The 24899-nt window shown below is 74.1% G+C and carries 17 protein-coding genes, 1 tRNA gene and 1 pseudogene; 10 read left to right on the top strand and 9 right to left on the bottom strand.

Going from position 1 to position 24899, the window contains the following annotated elements; all coding sequences use genetic code 11:
• Positions 1-109 precede the first annotated feature (109 nt).
• The 3 genes and pseudogenes from ACWCYY_RS37505 to ACWCYY_RS37495 all read right to left on the bottom strand — a co-directional run.
• Positions 110-185, bottom strand: a tRNA-His gene (locus ACWCYY_RS37505).
• A gap of 162 nt (positions 186-347) precedes the next feature.
• Positions 348-950 (bottom strand): oligoribonuclease, encoded by a 603-nt coding sequence (gene orn / locus ACWCYY_RS37500; protein ID WP_345285818.1) that lies wholly within the window; start codon positions 948-950, stop codon positions 348-350.
• A gap of 560 nt (positions 951-1510) precedes the next feature.
• Positions 1511-2515: pseudogene (locus ACWCYY_RS37495) on the bottom strand (helix-turn-helix domain-containing protein); the annotation flags it as partial.
• 1003 nt (positions 2516-3518) lie between these two features.
• On the opposite strand from ACWCYY_RS37495, the gene ACWCYY_RS37490 reads away from it, so the two are divergent.
• Complete coding sequence (locus ACWCYY_RS37490) at positions 3519-4358, top strand: GNAT family N-acetyltransferase (protein ID WP_449798594.1); 840 nt, start codon at positions 3519-3521, stop codon at positions 4356-4358.
• Here the strand turns inward: ACWCYY_RS37490 and ACWCYY_RS37485 are convergent.
• A complete protein-coding gene (locus ACWCYY_RS37485) occupies positions 4339-5355 on the bottom strand; it encodes an HAD family hydrolase (RefSeq protein ID WP_380149301.1) in 1017 nt (338 codons plus the stop codon). The genes ACWCYY_RS37490 and ACWCYY_RS37485 overlap by 20 nt on opposite strands.
• 875 nt (positions 5356-6230) lie before the next feature.
• Here ACWCYY_RS37485 and ACWCYY_RS37480 point away from each other — a divergent pair.
• A complete protein-coding gene (locus ACWCYY_RS37480) occupies positions 6231-6740 on the top strand; it encodes a universal stress protein (protein ID WP_449798608.1) in 510 nt (169 codons plus the stop codon).
• A gap of 81 nt (positions 6741-6821) precedes the next feature.
• Here ACWCYY_RS37480 and ACWCYY_RS37475 read toward each other — a convergent pair whose 3' ends face one another.
• The 4 genes from ACWCYY_RS37475 to ACWCYY_RS37460 form a co-directional block, all read right to left on the bottom strand.
• On the bottom strand, positions 6822-8012 hold the full coding sequence (locus ACWCYY_RS37475) for an acyl-CoA dehydrogenase family protein (protein ID WP_449798593.1): 1191 nt from the start codon (positions 8010-8012) through the stop codon (positions 6822-6824).
• A 183-nt stretch (positions 8013-8195) separates the two neighbouring features.
• Complete coding sequence (locus ACWCYY_RS37470; protein WP_449798607.1) at positions 8196-9176, bottom strand: hydroxymethylglutaryl-CoA lyase; 981 nt, start codon at positions 9174-9176, stop codon at positions 8196-8198.
• A gap of 86 nt (positions 9177-9262) precedes the next feature.
• Complete coding sequence (locus tag ACWCYY_RS37465; RefSeq protein WP_449798592.1) at positions 9263-11521, bottom strand: ATP-binding protein; 2259 nt, start codon at positions 11519-11521, stop codon at positions 9263-9265.
• Between the two features lie 110 nt (positions 11522-11631).
• Positions 11632-13272: a carboxyl transferase domain-containing protein gene (locus tag ACWCYY_RS37460; RefSeq protein ID WP_449798606.1), complete on the bottom strand. Its 1641-nt coding sequence runs from the start codon at positions 13270-13272 to the stop codon at positions 11632-11634.
• 221 nt (positions 13273-13493) lie between these two features.
• Here ACWCYY_RS37460 and ACWCYY_RS37455 point away from each other — a divergent pair, with 221 nt between their 5' ends.
• The 4 genes from ACWCYY_RS37455 to ACWCYY_RS37440 all read left to right on the top strand — a co-directional run bounded on the left by ACWCYY_RS37455 (position 13494) and on the right by ACWCYY_RS37440 (position 20188).
• Positions 13494-14108, top strand: coding sequence for an SACE_7040 family transcriptional regulator (locus tag ACWCYY_RS37455; RefSeq protein WP_345290860.1), 615 nt, complete (start codon positions 13494-13496; stop codon positions 14106-14108).
• 179 nt (positions 14109-14287) lie between these two features.
• A complete protein-coding gene (locus ACWCYY_RS37450) occupies positions 14288-18133 on the top strand; it encodes an ABC transporter ATP-binding protein (protein WP_449798591.1) in 3846 nt (1281 codons plus the stop codon).
• A gap of 194 nt (positions 18134-18327) precedes the next feature.
• Positions 18328-19602 carry an MFS transporter gene (locus ACWCYY_RS37445; RefSeq protein WP_449798590.1) on the top strand — a complete coding sequence of 425 codons (1275 nt, stop codon included), beginning with the start codon at positions 18328-18330 and terminating at the stop codon, positions 19600-19602.
• A gap of 76 nt (positions 19603-19678) precedes the next feature.
• The gene (locus ACWCYY_RS37440; RefSeq protein ID WP_345290863.1) at positions 19679-20188 is read left to right on the top strand and encodes a MarR family winged helix-turn-helix transcriptional regulator; all 510 of its coding nucleotides are present in this window, start codon (positions 19679-19681) and stop codon (positions 20186-20188) included.
• Between the two features lie 106 nt (positions 20189-20294).
• Here ACWCYY_RS37440 and ACWCYY_RS37435 read toward each other — a convergent pair whose 3' ends face one another.
• Positions 20295-21185 carry an ATP-grasp domain-containing protein gene (locus ACWCYY_RS37435; protein ID WP_345290864.1) on the bottom strand — a complete coding sequence of 297 codons (891 nt, stop codon included), beginning with the start codon at positions 21183-21185 and terminating at the stop codon, positions 20295-20297.
• An 80-nt stretch (positions 21186-21265) separates the two neighbouring features.
• Between ACWCYY_RS37435 and ACWCYY_RS37430 the strand changes: the two genes are divergently transcribed.
• The 4 genes from ACWCYY_RS37430 to ACWCYY_RS37415 all read left to right on the top strand — a co-directional run bounded on the left by ACWCYY_RS37430 (position 21266) and on the right by ACWCYY_RS37415 (position 24819).
• Entirely contained in the window at positions 21266-21766 is a 501-nt protein-coding gene (locus ACWCYY_RS37430) for an NUDIX hydrolase (RefSeq protein ID WP_449798589.1), read from the top strand.
• 219 nt (positions 21767-21985) lie between these two features.
• Positions 21986-23032: a tryptophan--tRNA ligase gene (trpS, locus tag ACWCYY_RS37425; protein ID WP_449798588.1), complete on the top strand. Its 1047-nt coding sequence runs from the start codon at positions 21986-21988 to the stop codon at positions 23030-23032.
• A 91-nt stretch (positions 23033-23123) separates the two neighbouring features.
• Positions 23124-24086: a S66 peptidase family protein gene (locus ACWCYY_RS37420; RefSeq protein WP_345290867.1), complete on the top strand. Its 963-nt coding sequence runs from the start codon at positions 23124-23126 to the stop codon at positions 24084-24086.
• A 10-nt stretch (positions 24087-24096) separates the two neighbouring features.
• Entirely contained in the window at positions 24097-24819 is a 723-nt protein-coding gene (locus ACWCYY_RS37415) for a nucleoside/nucleotide kinase family protein (protein ID WP_345290868.1), read from the top strand.
• Positions 24820-24899: the final 80 nt, after the last annotated feature.

The following is a 24899-nucleotide window of genomic DNA, read 5'->3' as shown; positions in this document are numbered from 1 at the left end:
CGATGTTACTAGCCGGTAGGAAGTGGGGGTAGTGCCTGCCCGAGGATCGTCTGCGGGAACGCGAAAAGCCTTCAGGGCCTGGTCCGTTGAGACCAGGCCCTGAAGGCGATGGGGTGAGTGACGGGACTCGAACCCGCGGCCACCTGGACCACAACCAGGTGCTCTACCAACTGAGCTACACCCACCATCTGTCCGGGGCGTTCCCGCTCCGACAGGAAGAACTCTACAGGATCGGAGAGGGTGCTCGCGCCAGGGTTTCGGTGACGGGCGGTCGAGGGCCGCTGGTCAGCCCGTCGGAGGGGCGGGCCGGGCCCCGGTGGCGGTGCCGGCCGGTGTCCGGCGGTCCGTCAGGTCGTCGGCAGCTGGTACTTGGCGGCGATGGTCCGGGCGGCGTCGGTGTCCGGACCGGGCTGGGGGACGAACACCGCCTCGCGGTAGTAGCGGAGTTCGGCGATGCTCTCCCGGATGTCCGCCAGGGCGCGGTGGTTGCCGCCCTTCTGCGGGCTGTTGTAGTAGGCCCGCGGGAACCAGCGGCGTGCCAGCTCCTTGATCGAGGACACGTCGACGATCCGGTAGTGGAGGTGGCCCTCCAGGGCGGGCATGTCCCGGGAGAGGAAACCCCGGTCGGTGGCCACGGAGTTGCCGCAGAGCGGGGTCTTGCCGGCCTCGGGCGCGTGCTCGCGGACGTAGGCGAGCACCATGGCCTCGGCCTCGGCCAGGGTCACGCCGTTCTCCAGCTCGTCGAGCAGGCCGGAGGAGGTGTGCATGGTGCGCACCACGTCCGGCATGTTCTCGAGCGCGGCGGCGGGCGGACGGATGATGACGTCCACGCCCTCGCCGAGGATGTTGAGTTCGGAGTCGGTCACCAACGCGGCGACCTCGACCAGGGCGTCCCGGTCGAGGTCGAGCCCCGTCATTTCACAGTCGATCCATACCAGGCGGTCATTCACGCCCCTCAGCCTACGGCGCGATCCCTCGAGCCGGACAGTTGTCGCCCCGGTGCGGGTTCGGTGCCGTTGCCCGTGGCGGGGCGTTCGGCGTGTTGGCCGTGCTGCTCGGGGTGCTCCTGGTACGTCCGGTCGGAGCGCGGCGCGGACGGCGGTGCGCCGTCCGGACGGTGACCCTGCGCCAGGTCACGGGCCGTCGGCTGGCCGGGGCCCTGACCGTGGCCGGGGCCGTAGCCCTCCTCGGTGGCGGCCGCGTGGGCGTGCTCGACGCCCGGCGCGGAACCGCCGACGGGGACGGCCGGTGCGTGCTGCCGGGCGCCGGCACCGCCGCCCGGGCGCTGGTGGCCGTGTTGGGGGGCCTGGCCGCCCTGGGACGGGACCAGCGGACGCGTCGGACCGTTCGTCAGGTGCGGTGCGCCGTGCGGTGCCATGGCCGGACGGTCCGCCGGGTGGGCCTGCGGGGGGACCGTCGCGACGGCGGTCTGACCCGGTGCGGTGCCGGCGGAACCGGGTGCGGCCCCGCCGGCCAGGGAGGCCCCGTTCACGGAGCTCCCGGCCGGGAGCGGACGCCTGGCCCGGTAGCTGGTCCGGTACGCGGCGGGGGAGACCCCGAGCTGCCGACGGAAGTGCCCGCGCAGCGCGACCGGGGAACGGAAGCCGCAGCGGCGCGCGACGTCGTCCACCGAGAGCTCGGACGCCTCCAGCAACCGCTGTGCCTGGAGCACCCGTTGGGTGATCAGCCACTGCAGCGGGGCGCTGCCGGTGAGCGTGCGGAACCGCCGGTCGAAGGTGCGGCGGCTCATGTAGGCGCGGGCGGCCAGGACCTCGACGTCGAACTGCTGGTTGAGGTTCTCCAGGGCCCAGGTCACGACCTCGGCGAGCGGGTCGTTGCCGATCTCCTCAGGTAAAGACTGATCGATGTACTGGGCCTGTCCTCCGCCGCTGCGGCGGTTGGGCACCACCAGGCGGCGGGCCAGGGCGTTGGCCGCCTCGGCGCCGTGGTCGCTGCGCACCACGTGCAGGCAGAGGTCTATCCCGGCGGCGGTCCCGGCGGAGGTGAGCACGTCGCCGTCGTCGACGAAGAGCTCGCGCGGATCGACGTGGACCTTCGGGTAGCGCTTGGCCAGCGTCGGCGCGTACATCCAGTGGGTGGTGGCCGGGCGGCCGTCCAGGAGACCGGCGGCGGCCAGCACGAAGGCGCCGGTGCAGAGGCCGATGATCCGGGCACCCTCGTGGTGGGCCTTGCGCAGGGCGGCGATCGCCTCCTGCGGGGGCGGCTGCGAGATCGAGCGCCAGGCCGGGACGACGATGGTGCCGGCCCGGGCGAGCGCCTCCAGGCCGTACGGGGCGGTGAGGGTGAGCCCGCCGGTGGTGGCGAGCGGTCCGTCCTCACCGGCGCAGACCAGCAGGCGGTACCGGGGGACTCCGGCGTCCTGGCGGTCCACGCCGAAGACCGAGAGCGGGATCGAGCTCTCGAAGATCGGGGCCCCGCCGAAGATCAGGACGGCGACCGTCTCGCGCCGTCGGCGGCCGGAGAGCTTGCGCGCGGCGCTGCTGTGGCCGAGCAGTCCGTTGCCGGACGCGGTGACGGGCGGTTCGACGGCGACCGCGGTTCCGGCGGCGCCGGTCGGGGTGTTGTGGCCGACGTGGCCGGAGTGACTGCCGCGGCCCCCGTGACTCCCGGAGGCGGCGGCCTGCAAGAACTGGTTGTGCGTCAGTTGTGCTGCTGCCTGCGGGGACTGACCGGCCGACAGGGACGCGAGGGGCGAAGGCGAGCGCCGGGCAGCGGAGTTGGTGTGCTGCGACGGCGGGGCCGACTGGCTCGGGGCGGCGAGGGGGACCGGGGAGTGGCCCTGGTGGGCGCCGTACTGCGGTCCGTGCGGATGCCCGAACTGCGCTCCGAGCGGGGAGCCGTGCTGCGGGGCGTGCTGCGGGTGCGGGCCGAGGTGCGAACCCGGGGGCGGTGGGCTGGGCTGGTGCGGCGCGGTCTCTCTCGACGAGCGGATCGTGAAGCCGGCCGACGGCTGGCCGCCGCCAGGACCCGTATCGCTCCTGCTCACCCTGCTCAAGGCGCTCCAGCCCCCTCGGTGGTGTGGTGTGGTGGTGCCGTGGTGCCCAACTACTCGCCCTGCTGGCCCTGCTCGCCAAGATCGAATCTACTGGGTGGACCGTCGCCGTTGTGACAAGTTCACCATCCGACGCTATGTCGACATGGCAATTTGGCGTGATGCATTCGATCACGAAGCGTGGCAGGCGTCGACCCCCCTGTGAAGAGGGCGGGGAGTTCGATGGCTGGTTGCCGCACGACCGACCGCCCAGTGAGGCCGGAGAACGTGCCGCGTCGAGCGGCCTGGTCTGCGGCTTTGCCGAACGGTGCGCGCCGGTAACGAGATTGACTGAAAACCGCCGGTACGTGAAGGGGGCGCGCGTCGGGGAATCGTGCGCCGGTGGGCGCTGGGTGGCTCGGACGTGTCGGTGGGGTGGAGGGCGCCCGAGCCGGCCCCGAGCGGGGTGTGACCTGGGTTTCCGTTTGGGCCGCGGCGCGGCGGGCCGGGATCGTATGGTCGGAACATGACGAAGATCGGTCGACTCGAACAGGCCAACGACAATGCCGCCGGCTTCTGGCTGGCCCAGGCCCGCGCCCAGGGTTGGGAGTCCGAGCGGCGGGAGGGCTTCGCCGCCGTGCGGTGCACCAGGAATGCGACCGACACCCACCGCGTGGTGGTCACCCGCCCGTACGGGGCGGACACGGCGGCTGACGGGCAGTCAGGCGGGCGGTCAGGCGGGCAGTCCGCCGGGGCGGCGGCCCTGCAGGCGGAGCTGGCCGAGCTGTTCGAGAAGTGGGGCACCACGCGGATGGTGGTGGAGGACCCGTACGGCGGGCTCGACTTCGCCGCGGGTGGCTGCACGCCGACCCGACCGATGAACGTCATGGTCCGTGAGCCGGAGGCCTCCGAGGCCCCGGCCGCCACGGAGGCCTCCGAGGCGGCCGTCGCGGCAGGGCTGCGTCCGGGAGTGACGGTGGAGGAGATCGGCTCGGTGGCCGAACTCGCCGAACTGGAGCGGGTGGTGGTGGACGGCTTCCCGTTGGAGGAGCACCAGCCGTGGCGTGCCGGTGCGGTGCTGCCGGCCACGCTGTTGGCCGAGCCGGGCTACCGGGCCTGGCTCGGCCGGGTCGAGGGCGTCCCGGCCGCCGCCTGCATGACCTACGACGACGGCGAGACGGTGGGCGTCTACTGGGTCGCGACCCTGCCAACCCACCGCTCGATGGGCCTGGGACGGGCCGTCCTCACGACCGCCCTCGCGGCGCAGCCGGGGCGGGTCTTCACCCTGGTGGCCACCCTGCTCGGTGAACCCCTGTACCGGCAGCTGGGGTTCGTGGAGCGGGGCGCTACGCGCTGGTGGCGCTGACGCTCGGCATCGGGGCGGGGACGGGGGCGGAGACGGGGGTTCCCGGGCCGGTCGGTGCGGGCGGGCTGCTCGGCGTGGCCGGGCCACTCGGTGCGCGGAGGGGGGTGACGTCGGCGACCCCGGTTCGGTGATTGTGCCGGAGGTCGTGGCGCGGTTCGGAGCCGGCCTCTGCCCGAAGGGCGGTCCGGGGTTCGCCGTGCGGCCGAGGCTCGGCGTGGAGCCGGGACTCGCCGTGGACCCGGGGTTCGCCGAGGAGCCGGGCCTCCGGCCGGGTGTGCGGGGCCGAGGTGGCGGTGCGGCGTGCGGTGGCCGCGGTGCTCGCGCCGGTCGGGGCGGAGCGGGCGGAGAGGATCAGCCCGACGGCCTCCGGGAGGCCGGCCGCACTGAGGGTCGGGCGGTAGCCGGGTTCCGACCACGGGCGACCGTGGTGGAGCCAGACGCTGCGCAGGCCGGTGAGCTCGGCGCCGGCGATGTCGGCGGGGGCGTGGTCGCCGACCATCCAGGTCCGGTCGGCCCAGTCGCCGGCCGGCGTCACGCCGCAGCGCTGGGCGGCGATCTCGAAGATCCGCGGATCGGGCTTGAGGCAGCGGGCCTCCTCGGAGATCACCCAACCGTCGACCAGGGCGCTGAGCCCGGCCCGCCGGATCTTCTCCAACTGGGGGCCGGTGCCGCCGTTGCTCACGATGCCGATCAGCCAGCCGGCGGACCGGGCCGCGTTGAGCGCGGAGAGGTGGGAGGGCGGGCAGTGGATGTGGGAGTTGATGCCCCGCCGGTAGTGGCCGAGCAGGGAGTCCATCGAGCGGTCCAGGCCGTAGCGACGCTTGGCGGCCCCGAGTACGGTGCTGCGGGGTACGTAGCCGCCGCCGTCGATGGTCGTGAGCCAGCCCAGGTCGGCGGCGGGTAGCCGGTGCTCGGCCAGGAAGTCCCGGGCCCAGGCGCGGAAGGCGGCGTCCCGGGGCAGCAGGGTGTTGTCGAGGTCGAGCAGCAGCAGCGGCATGCGGTGCATGCTGCCAGCAGGCCGGAGTATGCAGCAGGCAATTGCCGCGTTACCCTCCGTGCCGCCTTGAATTGGCCGGAAGCGGTTGCCCGGTGGGGGATCGGCGGAGGCCAGAGGTTTGACCGGCGGCGGGGGTGGAAGCGTGCGGCGGCCGCCGACGCCGAACGGTGGGGGCACGTGACGTGCACGTATATAGAGGAGAGCCGGGCGCAGGCCGTGGGCCGGCCGCGGTGCCGGTGCGCCAACCGGACGGTGACAGTCGGATCACGGTGTACCGGGGCCCTGTTGCGTCCAGGGGCTTCCTCGGCGAAGCTCCAGGGAACCTTCACCGAAGGGCCCTGGCGCACGGGCTCGACGGTGGGGCGCGAAGAACCGGGAACGCGCGACTCCGTTCGCGGGATTCCTTGCCGTTCAAGGGCTCTGCCGCTGGGCGCGGCCCGGGGCCGGTCGTACTCTGAGAGGAACAGGTCACATTCGGTGGTGCTCGGCGGAGACCGGCTCGATGGCTCGGGTGGACCTGTTGCCCGGGCATTCGTGCCCCGTTCTGTCGGCCCATTCCACTCGAAGAGCTTTGAGCCATGGTCGATTTTGAGCTCCCCGAACCGGCGGACGCCGCTCTCGGTGCCCGGATCGAGGAGGAGTTGCGCGCCGGCGGTCCGGGTGCGCCCGGCAGGTCGGGCGGATCGGGCGCGTCGGACGCAGTGGACACATCCGGGGCCGAACGGTCCGGACGGGTCGCAGGCCCCCGGGCCGTGGCCGTCCCGGCCAGGGACGTCGTGCGCCGGGGCCGGCTGTGGCCGCGCCAGCGGTGGCTGGGCCGCCGGGGCGAGGGTCGCGGTGGAAGCAGTGAGGGGGCTGCGATGACGGACGGAACGATCGCGGGCGGTACCGGTGCGGCAGGAGCCGTTCCGGGGAGGGCCGGTGGGGCGGAGCTCGCGGCTCAGCCCGCGCGGACCTGTGACCCGGTCTTCCAGCACGGTGTGGTGGTCGGTTTCGACGGCTCGCTCTCCAGCGAACGCGCGCTCGCGTACGCGGTCGGCATGGCCCGCCGGTCACAGTGCGGACTGGTGATCGTGCACGTCGCCAACCGGCTGCCCGCGACGGTCTGGGCAGGCTGCGAGCCGCCCGTGTTCGTGGACCTGCCCGACCACCGCACGGAGGTCCTCGGCCTGGAACTGGCGTGCGCGGACTACCTCAACGGGGTGCCGTGGATCCTGGTCGAGCGCGGCGGGGACATCTGCCACGAGATCGAGGAGGTCGGCCGGGAGTACGCCGCCGACGCGATCGTGGTCGGGACCACGCACGGCCTGCTCGGCAAGCTGTTCGGTTCGGTCTCGGGCCGGCTGGCGCGCCGGGCGAACCGGCCCGTGATCGTCATCCCCTGAGCGGGGACGCGGAGTCCGTGTGGACGGATGCCGATGGAGGGGGCGGCCCTGGCGGGCCGCCCCCTCCGGCCGTGCCACGGGTCAGGAGTTGATGCCCAACTCCCTTGCGATCAGCATCCGCTGGACCTCGGAGGTGCCCTCCCCGATCTCCAGGATCTTGCAGTCGCGCCACATGCGGGCGACCGGGTACTCGTTCATGAAGCCGTAGCCGCCGTGGATCTGGGTGGCCTCCCGGGCGTTGTCCACCGCCGCCTCGGACGAGTACAGCTTCGCGATGGCCGCCTCCTTCTTGAACGGCTCGGAGTGCAGCAGCCGGGAGGCGGCGTCCCGCCAGGCCAGGCGGGAGGTGTGCGCGCGCATCTCCATGTCGGCGAGCTTGAACTGGATGACCTGGTTGGCGCCGATCGTCCGCCCGAAGGCGCGGCGGGTGCCGGCGTAAGCGATGGACTGGTCGACGCAGCCCTGGGCCAGGCCGGTGGCCAGGGCGGCGATGGCGATGCGCCCCTCGTCGAGGATGCGCAGGAACTGGGCGTAGCCGCGGCCGCGGGTGCCGAGCAGGTTGGCCGCGGGAACTCGGCAGTCGGTGAAGGACAGTTCACGGGTGTCGGATGCGTTCCACCCGACCTTGGAGTACTTGCGGGAGACGGTGAACCCAGGGGTACCGGTGGGAACGATGATGGAGGAGATCTCGCGAGTTGACGAGACGTCAGCCGAGTCTTCACTCGAACGAGCGATCGGTTCTGTCAGTGCGGTCACGGTGACCAGGCCGGTCATCTCGGTGCCGGAGTTGGTGATGAAGCACTTGGTGCCGTTGATCACCCACTCGTCCGTCTCCGCGTCGTAGCGGGCCGTGGTGCGGGTCGCCCCGGCGTCCGAGCCGCCCTCCGGCTCGGTCAGGCCGAAGGCGCCGAGCAGCTCGCCCGACGTCAGCCGGGGCAGCCACTCCCGCTTCTGCTCCTCGGTGCCGAAGCGGTAGATCGGCATCGCGCCGAGCGAGACCGCGGCCTCCAGGGTGATCGCCACCGAGGAGTCGACCCGGGCGAGCTCCTCCAGGGCCAGGCCGAGGGCGAAGTAGTCGCCGCCCATGCCGCCGTACTCCTCCGGGAAGGGCAGGCCGAACAGCCCCATCTGGGCCATCTCGCGGACGATCTCGTACGGGAACTCGTTCTGCTCGTAGTAGTCCCCGATCTTCGGGGCCACCACGTCGTTGGCGAACTGCTCGACGGTGCGGCGCAGTTCCTCGTACTCGCGGTCCAAGCGGTGGTCGAGCATGGTGATCCTCCTGGATCGGGGCCGCAGGGCCCGGAGTTGGGGTCGGTCGGGGCCCGGGCGGCCCGGTGGCGCGCGCCGGGGAAGACGCCGGGCCGGTGCCGGGCCGCTGCCCGGGGTGGGGGAGCGGGAGGGGCCGGCCCCGGGGGAGGGGCCGGCCGTCGAGCGGGTCGGAGGGACCGCGACTCAGGCGGAGGGGGTGCCCGCGGAGCCGTCGTCCGTGGTGCCGGCCAGGGCCTGGACGGCCCGGGAGGGGCTCGGCCGGCCGAGCCGGCGCGCCATCCAGGCGCTGGTGGCGACCAGGGAGCGCAGGTCCACGCCGGTCTCGATGCCGAGGCCGTGCAGCATCCAGACCAGGTCCTCGGTCGCGAGGTTCCCGGTGGCGCTCTTGGCGTACGGGCAGCCGCCCAGGCCGCCGGCCGAGGCGTCGACCGTGGTGACGCCGGAGCGCAGCGCGGCGAGGGTGTTGGCCAGGGCCTGGCCGTAGGTGTCGTGGAAGTGGACGGCCAGCCGGTCGGGGCCGACCCCGGCCCGGTCGAACGCCTCGAGCAGCGCGGTGACCTGGCCCGGGGTGGCCACGCCGATGGTGTCGCCGAGGCTGAGCTCGGTGCAGCCGAGCTCCAGCAGCCGGACGCCGAACCCGACGACCTGCTCCTGCGGCACCGGGCCCTCCCAGGGGTCGCCGAAGCACATCGAGAGGTAGCCGCGGGTCGGCACCCCGGCCGCGGCGGCGCGCTCGACCACCGGCTTGAACATCTCCAGGGCCTCCGCCGCCGAACGGTTGAGGTTGCGCCGGGCGAAGGTCTCGGTGGCGCTGGCGAAGACCGCGACCTCGGTGGCGTGGTGGGCCAGCGCGCGGTCCAGGCCGCGCTCGTTCGGCACCAGCACGGGCAGCCGCAGGCCCGGGTGACGGTCGGTCAGCCCGGCCAGCCGGGGCATCAATTCCTCGGCGTCGGCCAGCTGCGGAACCCACTTGGGGTGGACGAAGCTGGTGGCCTCGACCCGGCCGAGTCCGGCGGCCGCGAGCCGGGCGATGAACTCGGCCTTCACCGTCACCGGTACGAGTGAACTCTCGTTCTGGAGACCGTCGCGGGGCCCGACCTCGTGGATACTGACCCGACCGGGTAGGCCGGGGGCGGGGGCGACGGCGGGCAGGCCCAGGTCCAGCGCGTCGGGCTCGCGCCCACCCGTGGCGGGGGCGGCCGTCGAGGTGTCGGCCGTCGAGGTGTCGGCGGTGCGGCCGGGCTCCGTGGTCACGACGCCTCCCCGGTGGTGAGGGCGTCCGCCGTGCCGGAGGGCTCGACCACGACCAGCAGTTCGTCCATCGCGACGGTGCTCCCGGCGGCGGCCCGCAGCTCGCTGACGGTGCCGTCGTGCGGAGCGGTGATCACGTGCTCCATCTTCATCGCCTCCAGGACGAGCAGGGGTTGGCCGCGGCGGACCTGCTCGCCCGGCGAGGTCTTCACCACGGTGACGGTGCCGGGCATGGGCGCGGTCAGACCGCCGTGGTGGGCGTCGCCGCCGCGGGCCTGGTCGGCCACCGGGTCGTACGGGTGCACGCCCCAGGCGTCGCCGTCCAGGCCGAGCCACTGGACCGTTCCGGCGGCGGTGCTGTCGGTGGTGTGTGCGAAGGTCGTCTGCAGACCGTCGACGGTGAGGTGGAGCCGCTCGGGTGCGAGGGCGGCGCGGACGGTCCGGATCGGGCCGCCGTCGAGAGTGGCGTCCCAGGCGGAGGGCGTGCCCGCGGCGGTGGCGGGCCGGAGCCGCACGGTCACCGGGTCCTGGCCCGGCAGCCGGAGCCGGTGGGCGGTCCAGGCGGGGGTGCCGCCGAGCCGCCAGCCGGAGGCCTCGGCGAACGGGTCGGTCCAGCCCTCGTCGGAGACCGCCGGGGCGAGGCCCAACTGGCGTGCCAGCGCGGCCGCGTGGAAGAGGGGTTCGGCGGGGGAGCGGTCCGGCTGCGGGGCGGCCGGGGTGGTGACGCCGTCGGATCCGTCGGTGGTCTCGGAGGCGTCGGAGGCGTCCAAGCCTCCGAGAGGGCCTGAGCCGGCCGGAGCGGCCGAGAAGGAGGAGGCCAGCAGCTCCGGCGTCCGTTCCACCGTGCGCTCGACCAGCCCGGTGTCCAACCGTCCGGCCACCACGTCCGGGTGGGCCAGCAGCCGTCGCAGGAAGCCGGCGTTGGTGGTGACGCCGAGCACCCGGGTCTCGGCAAGGGCCGCCCGCAGACGGCGCAGGGCGGTCGCCCGGTCCGGCCCGTAGGCGATCACCTTGGCCAGCATCGGGTCGTACAGGCTGCCGACCTCGGTGCCCCGCTGGATGCCGGAGTCCACCCGGACGCCCTCGCCCTGCGGGTCCTCCAGCAGCAGGACCTGACCGCCCGTCGGCAGGAAGTCGCGCTCGGGGTCCTCGGCACAGATCCGGGCCTCGATCGCGTGGCCCAGGAAGGAGATGTCCGACTGATCGAACGTCAGCCGCTCACCGGAGGCGACCCGCACCTGCCACTCGACCAGGTCCAGCCGCGCCGGGGCCGGGGTGTCGGCCCCCACCGCGATCGCCAGCTCGGTGACGGGGTGCTCGACCTGGAGCCGGGTGTTCATCTCCATGAAGAAGAAGTCCATGACGCCCTCGGGCGCGGGCCCGTCGGGGTCCAGACCGGGGACGATGAACTCGACCGTGCCGGCCCCCGTGTAACCGCAGGCCTCGGCCGCGCGGACGGCCGCCAGGCCCATCGCCGCCCGGGTCTCCGGGTTCAGCAGGACGGAGGGAGCCTCCTCGATCAGCTTCTGGTGCCGGCGCTGCAGGCTGCACTCGCGCTCGCCCAGGTGCACCGTCCGGCCGTGGGTGTCGGCCAGGACCTGCACCTCGATGTGGCGCGGCCGGTCGACCCAGCGCTCCAGCAGCAGGGTGTCGTCGCCGAAGGCGGTCCGGGCGATCCGGCGGGCGGCTGCCAGCTCGGTGGCCAGGTCGGCCGGGTCACGGACCAGCCGCATGCCCTTGCCGCCGCCGCCGGCCGAGGGCTTGAGCAGCACCGGGTAGCCGATCTCGGCTGCGGCGGCGGTGAGTTCGGCGTCGCTCGGCGCCCCGTCGCCGCGCCCGACGCTGCCGGGGACCACGGGCACCCCGGCGGCCCGGACGGCCTCCTTGGCGTTGATCTTGTCGCCCATCAGCTCCACCGCACCGGGCGGCGGGCCGATGAAGACGACACCGGCCTCGGAGCAGGCCCGGGCGAAGGCCGGGTTCTCCGCGAGGAAGCCGTAGCCGGGGTGGATCGCCTGGGCCCCGGTCCGGCGGGCGGCCGCCAGGATCAGGTCGCCCCGCAGGTAGGTCTCGGTGGCCGAGCTGTCGCTGTGCCCCTCCGGGCCGAGCCGGACGGCCAGGTCGGCCTCCCGGACGTGCGGCGCGTCGGCGTCCGCGTCGCTGAACACCGCCACCGAGCGCACGCCGAGGCGGCGGAGCGTGCGGATCACCCGGACCGCGATCTCGCCTCGGTTGGCGACCAGAACTGTGTCGAACATGGGAGGCGTTCCTCCGGGTCGTGAGCGGGGATCGTGAGCGGGGATCTGAGCGGGTCGGAAGAGCGGCGGTCCGGGGGCGCCGGACGGGGCCGGCGCCCCCGGACGGCGCGTCACATGCGGAAGACGCCGTACGGCCGGGCCGGGGCGAGCGGGGCGTTGGCGCAGGCGGTCAGGGCCAGGCCGAGCGCGGCCCGGGTGTCCATCGGGTCGATCACGCCGTCGTCCCAGAGCCGGGCGGTCGAGTAGTAGGCGTTGCCCTGCCGCTCGTACTGCTCGCGGACCGGCCGCTTGAACTCCTCCTCGGCCTCGCCGGGCCACTCCTCGCCCTGCGCCTCCAACTGGTCGCGGCGCACGGTGGCCAGCACCGAGGCGGCCTGCTCGCCGCCCATCACCGAGATCTTCGCGCCCGGCCACATCCACAGGAAGCGAGGGGAGTAGGCCCGCCCGCACATCGAGTAGTTCCCGGCGCCGTACGAGCCGCCGATCACCACGGTCAGCTTGGGCACCCGGGTGCAGGCCACGGCCGTGACCATCTTGGCGCCGTGCTTGGCGATGCCGCCGGCCTCGTACTGGCGCCCGACCATGAAGCCGGTGATGTTCTGCAGGAAGAGCAGCGGGATGCCGCGCTGGTCGCAGAGCTCGATGAAGTGCGCGCCCTTGAGGGCGGACTCGGCGAACAGCACGCCGTTGTTGGCGACGATGCCGACCGGGTGGCCGTGGATGTGGGCGAAGCCGGTGACCAGGGTGGTCCCGTACTCCGCCTTGAACTCGGCGAAGCGGCTGCCGTCCACCAGACGGGCGATCACCTCGCGGACGTCGTACGGCGTGCGCGGGTCCACCGGCACCGCGCCGTACAGCCCGGCCGGGTCGACGGCGGGGGGCTCGACCGGGGTGAGCGGCCAGGGCTTGGCGGCGCGCGGGCCGAGGCCCGAGACGATGGTCCGCACGACGGCCAGCGCGTGGGCGTCGTCCTCGGCCAGATGGTCCGTCACGCCCGAGGTGCGGGAGTGCAGTTCGCCGCCGCCCAGCTCCTCGGCGGTGACGACCTCGCCGGTCGCGGCCTTCACCAGGGGCGGGCCGCCGAGGAAGATGGTGCCCTGGTTCCGGACGATCACGGCCTGGTCGCTCATCGCCGGGACGTACGCGCCGCCGGCCGTGCAGGAGCCGAGCACCGCCGCGATCTGCGGGATGCCCGCGGCCGACAGCCGGGCCTGGTTGTAGAAGATCCGCCCGAAGTGGTCGCGGTCCGGGAAGACCTCGTCCTGCATCGGGAGGAAGGCGCCGCCGGAGTCCACCAGGTAGACGCAGGGGAGCTGGTTCTCCAGCGCCACCTCCTGCGCCCGCAGGTGCTTCTTCACCGTCATCGGGTAGTAGGTGCCGCCCTTGACGGTGGCGTCGTTGGCGACCACCACCACCTCGCGCCCGGCGACCCGGCCGATTCCGGCGATCACGCCGGCCGCCGGTGCGGCGCCGTCGTAGAGGCCGTCCGCCGCGAGCGGGGCGAGCTCCAGGAAGGGGGAGCCCGGGTCGAGCAGGGTGTCCACCCGCTCGCGCGGCAGCAGCTTGCCGCGCGCGGTGTGCCGGGCGCGGGCCTTGGCGCCACCGCCCTCGGCCGCCGCCGCGAGCTTCGTGCGCAGCTCGGCGACCAGCGCCTGGTGCGCGGCGGTGTTCGCCCGGTAGGCGGCCGAGCCCGGGTCGGCCGAGCTCTCCAGCCGTGGCGCGGGCGCGGCGGCCGGGTCGAACGCCGGCATCGGACTGCTGCCCCGGCCGGCCTGCGGTGCCCGCAGCCCCTGCGGTCCGTGCAGTCCGGCAGTCGAGAGGACCATCCCCAGAGCTCCCTTGCCCTCGGAGAGCGGACGGGCCGGGCCGACGGTGCGGGTGAGCCCGGGACCCGGAGCCGCCCCAAGTTAATGAGCGTTAACTCCTGGGCTCAGGTTAACCACGGATAACCCCACTGTCTACGATGGGTGTCATGTCGAAGGCCCCCGAAGCCCCCGTAGTCCCGCGCCGGGACCAGATCCGCCGCGAGGCGGCCCGGCTGTTCGCCGCCCGGGGCTTCCTCGGCGTCGGGGTGGACGAGATCGGCAAGGCGGTGGGCATCAGCGGCCCCGCGCTCTACCGCCACTTCTCCGGCAAGGACGCGATGCTCGCCGATCTCCTGATCGGCATCAGCGAGCGACTGCTGGAGGAGGGCCGCCGCCGGGCGGGTGAGGCCGCTACGCCGGACGGCGCCCTGGACGCCCTGATCGACGGCCACGTCGAGTTCGCCCTCGACGACCGCGACCTGATCACCCTGCACGACCGGGAGCTGCTGCACCTCAAGGAGGAGGACCGCCGCAAGGTCCGCCGCCTCCAGCGCTCCTACGTCGAGCTCTGGGTGGACACCGTCCGGCGCACCCATCCGGCGCTGGCCGAGCCGGCCGCCGAGCCGACCGCCCGCACCGTGGTGCACGCCGTCTTCGGCCTGCTCAACTCCACCCCGCACAGCGCCGACCGCACCGGCCTGTCCCGCACGGCCACGGCCGCGCTGCTGCACGGCCTGGCCCAGGGGGCCTTCACGGCCGCGGCCGAGCAGTCGGCCCACTGACCTAGGTCCAACGGCGGTCCGCACGGAGTACGTCAGACCAGTCCGCCGCGCCGCGCCGGGGGCGATGCTGGTCGGGCCGGGCGTGTCGGGAAGCAGTCCGGGGTCCGGGCTGTTCGCATCGACGTGCCCGCCGGATAAGCACTGGGGGGCGAGCGATGAAATGGTTAGTATCCCTAAATATGCGTGAGACTCACGGATCTGCATCCGAAGACCAGGTGAACGACCCGGCGGCGCTCCGGTCGTCCGGCTGGCTGCGCCGCCTGTCGGGCTACAGCTGGCGCCACCGCCGCGGCGTGCTGCTCGCCTTCGGCGCCTCGCTGGTCGGCATGGCCGTCACCTCCACCGTCCCGCTGATCACCAAGGTGATCATCGACGACGTGATCACCGCGCACAGCCGCCCGCTCACCCCGTGGGCGGTCCTGCTGCTGGTGGCCGCCGCGGTGGTCTTCCTCTGCACCCAGGTCCGCCGGTACTTCGGCGGGCAGCTCGCCATCGACGTCCAGCACGACATGCGGGCCGACCTGTTCCGCTCGCTCACCCGGCTCGACGGGGACCGGCAGGACGAGCTCGACACCGGCCAGGTGGTCGGCCGGGCCACCTCCGACCTCCAGCTGGTCGTCGGCCTGCTCTTCATGCTGCCGATGATGACGGGGAACGTGCTGATGTTCGGCATGTCCCTGGGCGTCATGCTCTGGCTCTCCCCGCCGCTCACCCTGATCGCCCTGCTGATGGGGCCGGCCCTGTGGTGGACCGCCACCCTCAGCCGCAAGCGCCTCTTCCCCGCGACCTGGGCCGCGCAGCAGGAGGCGGCCGCCGTGGCCGGAGTGGTGGACGGCGCGGTCGGCGGCGTCCGGGTGGTCAAGGGCTTCGGCCAGGAGGCCCAGGAGCGGGCCAAGTTGGAGGCCGCCTCCCGCAAGCTGTTCGCGGCCCGGCTCCGCTCCATCCGGCTGAGCAGCCGTTACAACCCGGCCATGCAGGCGGTCCCGGCCCTCGGCCAGGTCGCGGTGCTCGCGCTCGGCGGCTGGCTGGCCGTCAGGGGCGAGGTCAGCCTCGGCACCTTCGTCGCCTTCTCCACCTACCTGGCCCAGCTCACCGGCCCGGTCCGGATGCTCACCATGGTGATCACCGTCGGCCAGCAGGCCAGGGCCGGCGTCGAGCGGGTGCTCGAGCTGGTCGACCTGCGCCCGAAGGTCCAGGAGGCCCCGGACGCCCTCGACCTCACCGCGCTGCCCCGGACGGCGGGGACTCCCGCCATCGAGTTCGACCGCGTCGACTTCTCCTACGGCGGCCGGCCGGACGCGGACCAGGACCAGGGGCCGGACAGCGGGACCGGCCACGTGCTGCGCGGGCTGAGCTTCCGTCTGGCCGAGGGCGAGACGCTCGCCCTCGTCGGTGCCTCCGGCTCCGGCAAGTCCACCGTCGCGCAGTTGGTGCCGCGCTTCTACGACGCCGCGTCGGGCGCCGTCCGCCTCTACGGACACGACGTCCGCGAGCTGACGGTCGACTCCGTCCGGGCCACCGTCGGCATCGTCCCGGAGGACAGCTTCCTCTTCTCCGAGAGTGTCCGGGACAACATCGCCTACGGCCGCCCTGCCGCCACCGACGAGGAGATCGAGGCCGCCGCCCGGGCGGCGCAGGCGGACGGCTTCATCCGCGAGCTGCCCGAGGGCTACGCCACCAAGGTCGGCGAGCAGGGCCTGACCCTCTCCGGCGGCCAGCGCCAGCGGATCGCGCTCGCCCGGGCCATCCTCAGCGACCCGGCCGTGCTCCTCCTGGACGACGCCACCTCCGCGGTCGACCCGCAGGTCGAGGCCGAGATCCACCAGGCGCTGCACGGCGTCACGGCCGGCCGCACCACCCTCCTGATCGCGCACCGCCGCTCCACCCTCCAACTCGCCGACCGGATCGCCGTGATGGACGCCGGCGGCCTGGTCGACCTCGGCACGCACGAGGAACTCGAGGCCCGATGTCCCCTCTACCGGGCACTGATCAGCAACCCCGACGAGGTCCTGGACACCCCCCGACCGCTGGCGGCGGAGCCCACCCCGGCCATCCTCACGAAGGCCGTCGAGGCCGCCGAGGCCACCGGGGCCGATCCGAGGGAGAAGGCGGGGGCCAAGGCGGCCAAGGCGGAGAAGAAGCCCGGAGCCGACCCCGAGCTGCTCGCCAAGGTCGCCGCGCTGCCCCCCGCCACCGACACCCCCGCGATCCCGGTGGAGCAGGCCGAGGCCGGTGACCCGGACTTCAACCTGCGCCGGATGCTCGCCCCGTTCCGCCGCCCGCTCCTGCTCGCCCTGCTGCTGGTCGCGCTGGACGCGGCCGCCGGTCTCAGCCTGCCGGTCCTGATCCGGCACGGCATCGACGACGGCGTCAGCAAGGCCGCGATGTCCGGGGTGGCGGTCGCCTCGCTCGCCGCGCTGGCGATCGTGCTGCTCGACTGGCTGGTGCAGAGCACCGAGACCAAGGTCAGCGGCCGCACCGGCGAGCGGATGCTCTACAGCCTGCGGCTGAAGATCTTCGCCCACCTCAACCGGCTCGGCCTGGACTACTACGAGCGCGAGCTGTCCGGCCGGATCATGACCAGGATGACCACCGACGTCGACTCGATCAGCTCCTTCCTGCAGACCGGCGTGGTCACCGCCGTGGTCAGCCTGCTGACCTTCTTCGGCATCTTCGCCGCGCTGCTGGTGATCGACGCCGGCCTGGCCCTGGTGGTGTTCGCCGTGCTGCCGCTGCTGGCGGTCGCGACCTGGATCTTCCGGCGCAAGTCCAGCACCCAGTACCAGCGCTCCCGCGAGCTGATCAGCACGGTCAACGCCGAGCTGCAGGAGAACGTCGCGGGCATGCGGATCGTCCAGGCGTTCCGCCGGCAGACCGTCAACACCGAGCGCTTCGAGGCCAGCGGTCTCGCCTACCGGGACTCGCGCAACCGCGCGCAGTTCTACATCTCGCTGTACTTCCCGTTCGTGCAGTTCCTCTCCGGCACCGCCGCCGCGCTGGTGCTGATCGTGGGTGCGGCCCGGGTCGAGTCGGGCACCCTGACCATCGGCGCGCTGGTCGCGTACCTGCTCTACATCGACCTCTTCTTCGCCCCGGTCAACCAGCTCTCGCAGATCTTCGACGGCTACCAGCAGGCCGCCGTCGGCCTCGGCCGGATCCGCGAGCTGCTGCGCACCCCGACCAGCACCCCGCCGGCCGAGGACCCGGTGCCGGTCGGCAAGCTGCGCGGCGAGATCACCTTCCAGGACGTCAGCTTCGCCTACAGCGGCGCCGCCGAGGGCCGGCCGGACGTGCTCAGCGGCATCGACCTGCACATCCCCGCCGGGCAGACCGTGGCGCTGGTGGGCGAGACCGGCGCGGGCAAGTCCACGCTGGTCAAGCTGGTGGCGCGGTTCTACGACGTGACCGGCGGCCGGGTGCTGGTGGACGGCACCGACGTGTCCGCGTACGACCTGGCCGAGTACCGGCACCGGCTCGGCGTGGTCCCGCAGGAGGCGTACCTGTTCGCCGGCACGGTGCGCGAGGCCATCGCGTACGGGCGGCCCGACGCCACCGCCGCCGAGGTGGAGGCGGCGGCCGAGGCGGTCGGCGCACACCGGATGATCACCGCCCTCTCCGACGGCTACGACCACAAGGTCACCTCCCGGGGCCGCAACCTCTCGGCGGGCCAGCGCCAGCTGATAGCCCTGGCCCGCGCCGAACTGGTCGACCCGGACGTCCTGTTGCTGGACGAGGCCACCGCCGCGCTCGACCTGGCCACCGAGGCCGCGGTCAACCGCGCCGCCGACCGGCTGGCTGGCGGCCGCACCACCCTGGTCATCGCCCACCGCCTGACCACCGCCGAGCGGGCCGACCGCGTGGTCGTCCTGGACCGCGGCCGAGTGGTGGAGGACGGCACCCACGACTCCCTGCTGGCCCTCGACGGTGCCTACGCCCGGCTGTGGCGCGCCTTCGTCGCCGAGCACCACGGGCACGCGGAGCGCCTGGACGAGGAGCTGGACGAGCAGGAGAAGGAGCGGGTCTAGACAGGCTCTAGGGCGGGGAGCACGGGGCCGTTCGATCACGGAGGGATCTCGGGCGGGCCGCAACTGTGCAGCTCGGCGGTTGCGGGACGGTTCTGACGGGCCGTCATCCGGGTGCGGCCTGGTAGACAGGGCGGGCGACCGCGCGAGAGGCCGGGAGCACCACCCCGGTCCGCCCTGGTCGAGAGGCCACGCCCATGGTTCCGCGCGCCCGCGAGGCACGGTCCGCCGCCGCCCACCCCGCCTCCCGGGCGGCGACCACCGCGCTGGTGGTGCTGTTCTCGGCCGGGTACCTGCCCGCCTACCTGCTGCCGACCGTGGTCGGCCGGCTGGTCGGCTCCTTCGGACTGACCACCCCTCAGGCCGGGGCGGTGGGCAGCGCGCTGCTGCTCACCTCCGCCTCGGCGGGGCTGCTGCTGGCCGGTCGGGTGCGACGCCTCGGCCCGGTCCGGCTGGCCCGGGCCGGGACCGGCCTGCTGGCCGTCGGCGGCACCGCAGCCGCGCTCTCCGACCACCTGCCGCTGCTGATCGCCGGCTGCCTGCTCACCGGCCTCGGCGCGGGCACCGCGACGGCGGTGGCCTCCACGGGCATCGCCGCCACCGCCGACCCGCAGCGCGGTTCGGCGCTGGGGCTGCTGACCACCTCCGCCGTGGCCGCGGCGCTCTTCCTGGCGCTGCCCCGGCTCGGCGGCGGCCACGGGCTGCCGTTCGCGGCCGTCGCCGGGTGGGCACTGGTGGCCGCGCTGACCACGGGCGGTCTGACGGTCGGTCCGCTGACGGAGGGTCCGACCGCCTCGCGCAGGCCGGCCGGGGGCGCGCTGCCCCGGAAGGCGGTGGGCTGCGTACTGGCCGGCGGAATGCTGCTCTGGTCGATGGGGCAGAACGCCCTCTGGGGCGTGAGCGGTCAGATCGGCACCGCCCGGGTCGGTCTGGACGAGCGGACCCTCGGCCTGGTCTTCGCCGCCGCGCTCGGCGGCGGCCTGCTCGGGGTGACGGCGGCGAGCGCGGTGGGCTCCCGCTTCGGGCGGGCGCTGCCGATCGGAGCCGGCACCGCGGTGATCGCGCTCTGCATGGTGCTGGCGGGCGGCGCCGGATCGGTGCTGCCGTTCGCCGTCGGCGAGGTGCTCTGGAACACCTGCTACCCGCTGGTGCTCAGTCACCTGATCGCGCTGGCCGCCGGATTGGACCGGGCCGGCCGCTGGGCCGTGCTGGCCGGGGCGGGCTCCTCGCTCGGAGTGGCGGCCGGGCCGGTGGTCGGCGCCACCCTGGCCGCCGCCGCCGGGTACCCGGGCATGGGGCTGGCGCTCGGCGGCCTGCTCGCGGCGGTGGGCGTCCCGCTGGTGCTGGTCGCCCGGCGGAGCGCGGCGCCGACGGCCGCCCGGGTGTTCGTCCCGGCACAGCGGTCGGCAGACCGGCGGTCGGCACACCGGCCGTCGGCGGTCCGGGCGGAGACGGTCGCCGCCGGACACTGACCGGGTGCCCGGATTCCGTTGACGCAGACGGTAGTTCGTACCCCGGTGGCAGTGTCGCCGGTGCTAGCCTGGCCGGATGGCCAAGACCTCCTCGGGTGGGCGCCCGGACCTGGTCAGCACCCTGGTGCGGTCCGCCTTCCTGGTGAACGAGGTGTACGCCGAGTCCGCCCGCGGGCTCGGCCTGACCCCGCAGCAGGGGCAGTTGCTCTGCGTCCTCATGGCCCGGCCGCACGGGATGGGCGAACTGGGCGGGGTGCTCGGCCTGGCCCGGTCCAGCCTGACCGGGCTGGTGGACCGGACCTCGCAGCGCGGGCTGGTCCGCCGGGAGCCGGGCCCGGGCGACGCCCGGGCCGTCCGGGTCGCGCTCACGCCCGAGGGCACCGGACTCGCCGAGCTCTTCTACGCCGAGGCCCGCCGCCGGATCGACGCTCTGGCGGGCGGGATCGGCGAAGCCGGCCGGGAGGCGCTCGCGGAGCTCCTCGACCGCGTGGTGGAGCAGAACGGCGCGCCCGTGGTCTTCCTGGCCCGCGGCCACCGCCTGCCCGCGGACCGGACCCCCGCCATTCGGGCCCCTCAGCCCGGCTGAGCCACCGTCAGTACCTGGACACGCCTCGGCCCGCTCCCGGCCGGGGGCGTCCGCCGACGTTCCCGGTCGAAGCGTCCGCCGACGTCCTCGGTTCTGCCCGGCCCCGTCAGCCGCCGGTGCGGGACAGCAGTGCCGTCAGCAGCCGCCCCAGGTCCGCCCCGCGCGGCAGCTCGCTGACCTGCCCGTCACCCACCTCCACCACCCGCCAGGACCCGTCCGCCTCCGACTGGGCCAGGTCGGTGGTGACGAAGCGGCAGCCGAGCGAGCGCACCAGCGGCTGCACCCCACCGAGCTCGGGCCGGACCACCGCGTCCGGCCGGTCCGGATGCGGGCCGACCAGCACCGGATCGCCGTCCAGCCACCACACCCGGGCCTCCACCGCCCGGCCGTCCGCACCCCGCCGGTACTCCTCGAACCGCCGCAGCACCACGCCCCCGGCCAGGAACTCCCCCTGGAGCTCCTCGAACCGCCGCACCACCCGCAGCAGCCCGGCCGGGTCGGCCAGCTCCGGCACGTAGCAGGCCTCGTCCCACTCGTGCTTGCGCGACTTCACGTAGTCCTTCACCACGGCCGGCCCGCGCCCGCCCAACCTCCGCGCCGCCTCCGCCAGCGCGGCCTCGCCGACCGCGCCGCCACGGCCCGGCCCGCTCGGCAGCCAGACGCTCTCCGGCGTCGAGCCCTCGAAGACCGGGTACCAGCCCGGCAGTTCATGGGCGTCGGCGTACGAGGCGCCGCTGGTCATCAGTGGCCGCCCGCGTGCGGCGAGCGCCTCCGCGAGCTCGGCGTACCGGGCCGTCGGGACCATCCACCCCCGGTACCACAGCGGACCGCCGCCCGCCGGGACGGCTCGGACCGCCTCCCGGACGTCCCCCGCCAGCAGCGCGTCGTGGTCCAACAGGACGGTGCCGCCGCCGAGTTCGGTGACCCGCCGGGCCTCCAGCAGGAAGTGCGGATCGGGGCGGCGGGGGGTCAGCGGATCGACGGGGAAGAGGATCATTGGCTCAGGTTAGGGCCGGAGGTGGGCGGTGCAACGGAAATGCCCTGGTCGCCGTCGGAGCCGTCTGCCAGGGTGACCCGATGCGAACCCCACGACGAGCGGCACGGACCGCCGTACTGGAGCCGGGCGGCGCGGTCTTCCTGCTCCGCTCCGACAACAGCGAGGTCGGCGTGCACTGGACCATGCCGGGCGGCGGCATCGAGGCGGGTGAGTCCCCGGCCACCGGAGCCCGCCGCGAGCTCTGGGAGGAGACCGGCTGGACCGACCTGGCCCCGGGCCCGCTGCTCTGCACCTGGGAGCACGACTTCACCTGGCACGGCATCCCGGTCCGCCAGCACGAGCACGTCTACCTCAGCCGTGGCCCCCGGCGCGGGCTGGTCGGCGACGTCAGCGCGGTGCACGCGACCGACCGCATCCTCGACTCCCGCTGGTGGTCCCCGGAGGACCTGGCCGACCCGGCCGCCGACGCCCTCTGGCCCCCGCAACTGCCCGAGCTGCTGGCCGCGGTCCGCGAGGGCTGGCTGGCCGGTCGGGGCACGGTGGTCCCGGTCGACCTCGGGTACGTGCCCAACGCGCGGTGAGGGCGGGCCGCGAGGAGAAAGTCCCTGTCCCGGGCAGGCGCCCGGCGGCTACCCTGGCGGACATGAAGCTTCAGCCGTGCCTCAACTGGTGGCCGTCCTAGGACGGCCACCCCGCACGCATGACCGCAGGGCCGTCCGCGAGGGCGGCCCTGCGGCGTGTCCGCGCACGGCGGCTCCCGGCGGACGGTCCGACCCACCGTCACCTCCCAGGAGCCACCCATGCAGACCACCACCTCCGCCACCCCGGCCGTCGGCCACACCACCCTCGACGAGGTCCTCCGCCACCCCGAGGGCCACCGCATCCTCACCGGCGACCGCCCCACCGGCCCGCTCCACCTCGGCCACTACTTCGGCACCCTCAAGAACCGGGTCGACCTCCAGGCCGCCGGCGTCGAACTCCTCCTGGTGGTCGCCGACTACCAGACCCTCACCGACCGGGACCGCGCCGACCGCCCCGCCGAGGCCGCCGAGGACCTGGTGCTCGACTACCTCGCCGCCGGTGTCGACCCGGCCCGGGCCACGGTCTTCACGCACAGCTCCGTCCCCGCCCTGAACCAGCTGATGCTCCCCTTCCTCAGCCTGGTCAGCGTCGCCGAGCTCAGCCGCAACCCCACCGTCAAGGACGAGATCGCGCACTCCAGCCAGGCCGCCGTCAGCGGGCTGATGTTCACCTATCCCGTGCACCAGGCCGCCGACATCCTCTTCTGCAAGGCCGACCTGGTCCCCGTCGGCCGCGACCAGCTCCCGCACCTGGAGGTCACCCGCACCATCGCCCGCCGCTTCAACGAGCGCTACGCCACCGAGCTCTTCCCCGTCCCCCGGCCACTGCTCTCCGACGCACCGCTGCTCCTCGGCACCGACGGCGGCAAGATGAGCAAGAGCCGCGGCAACGCCATCCCGCTCGGCGCCACCGAGGACCGCACCGCCAAGCTCATCCGCGGCGCCACCACCGACGCCTCACGGCACATCAGCTACGACCCCGAGGCCCGCCCCGGCGTCTCCGGCCTGCTCCGGCTCGCCGCCCTCTGCCAGGACCGCGACCCGGCCGCCGTGGCCGCCGAGATCGGTGACGGCGGAGCGGCCGCCCTCAAGAAGCACGTCACCGAGGCCGTCAACGAGTACCTCCGCCCCATCCGCGCCCGCCGCGCCGAACTCGCCGAGGACCGCACCCTGCTCCGCACCGTCCTCACCGAGGGCGCCGAACGGGCCAACGCCCTCGCCGACGCCACCCTGGCCGAGGTCCGCCACGCGATGGGCATGCGGTAGGACTGGAAGGGACCGCGCGGTGCCGGCCGGGCACCCGTCCGACCGGCACCGCGCCCATCCCGTCCTCCGTCCCTCCGAGGGGTACCTGACGATGTCTCAGACGACCACCGCCACCTCTGCCGTCGGCACGCTGCGCAGGGGGCGCCGCCTGGTGCCCGGCGACCGGGTCGCCCTGGTGGCCACCAGCGGACCCCTCGAGGCCGAACAGATCACGGCCGGCACCGCCGTCCTCCGGTCCTGGGGCCTGGAGGTCGTCCCCGGTGCCCACCACCGCGACAAGCACCTCGGCTACCTGGCGGGCACCGACGCCGACCGCGCGGCCGACTTCCAGCAGGCCTGGCTCGACCCCACCGTCGCCGCCGTCATCTGCGCCCGCGGCGGCTACGGCGTCCAGCGGATGGTCGACCTGCTCGACTGGGACGCGCTGCGCGCCGCGCCGCCCAAGGCCCTGGTCGGCTTCAGCGACATCACCGTCCTGCACGAGGCCGTCGCCCAGCGCCTCGGCGTCCCCACGCTCTACGGCCCGCTCGGCACCGGCGCCACCTTCATCGCCGACCCGCCCACCGCCGAACACCTGCGCCGCACCCTCTTCGAGCCCGAGACCACCCTGGTCGTCGGCTCCACCGGCACCCCCCTCTTCCCCGGCACCGCCCGCGGCACCACGGCCGGCGGCTGCGCCGCCCTGCTCGCCGCCGAACGCGGCACCCCCACCGCCCGCCCCTCCTTCGCCGGCACCCTCCTCCTGCTGGAGGACGTCGGCGAGCAGCCCTACCAGCTCGACCGCATCCTCACCCAGCTGATCCGCTCCGGTGCCCTGGAGGGCGTGGCCGGGATCGCCCTCGGCTCCTGGGAGGACTGCGGCCCGCTCGACCAGGTCAGGGAGACCATGCGCGACCGGCTCGCCCCGCTGGGCGTCCCGGTGATCTGGGAGTTCGGCTTCGGCCACTGCCCTTCCACCCTCACCGTCCCGCTCGGCCTGCCCGCCACCCTGGACGCCGGAGCCGGCACCCTCACCTTCGACGTGCCGGTCCTCACCGCGCACCCGGCTGCGTAGGGTGCGCCCCATGCCGCTGGACAGCAACGCCGCCTCGACCTCCGCCTCCTCCCCGGCGACCCCCGAGAACCTGGTCGCCCTCGCCACCCGCCTCCTCGACGGCCACACCGTCCACAAGGGCCGCTCCGTCCTCGGCCTCACCGGTCCGCCCGGCACCGGGAAGTCCACCCTGGCCCTGCACCTGATCACCGAGATCAACCGCACCCACGGCCCCGGTACCGCGGCCTACCTCCCCCTCGACGGCTTCCACCTCGCCAACGCCCAACTCGACCGCCTCGGCCTGCGCCACCGCAAGGGCTCCCCGCCCAGCTTCGACGCCCACGGCTACGTCGCCCTCCTCCGCCGTGTCCACACCGAACGCTTCACCGAGGTCTACGCCCCCGGCTTCGACCGCACCCTCGACGAGGCGGTCGCCGGCCGCCACGCCATCCACCCCCACACCCGCCTGGTCGTCACCGAGGGCAACTACCTCGCCAGCACCGAGCCCCCCTGGTCCGCCGTCCGCCCCCTCCTCCACGAGCTCTGGTACCTCGCGACGCCGGACTCCGTCCGGGACGCACGCCTGATGCACCGTCATGTCAGCGGCGGCCGCACCCCGGAGGCGGCTCGGGAGTGGATCGAGCGCAACGACGCTCCCAACGGCGCGTACGTGGAGGGGTCACTGGCCGCCTGCACGCGGGTCCTCGAAGTGGGATGTTTGCCTTCGGAGGGTGACGGGGGTAGTGTTCTCTAGTCGCTCGGCAGGGAGCACCGGACACGCGTTCTGTGTGGACGGTCCCGGGGCGGCCAATCCTTGGAACACCACTTCTGCTC

The organism is Kitasatospora sp. NPDC001664, from assembly GCF_053596675.1.
Note: the sequence above shows the minus strand (reverse complement) of the source record. Positions and strands in the feature narration are given on the sequence as shown.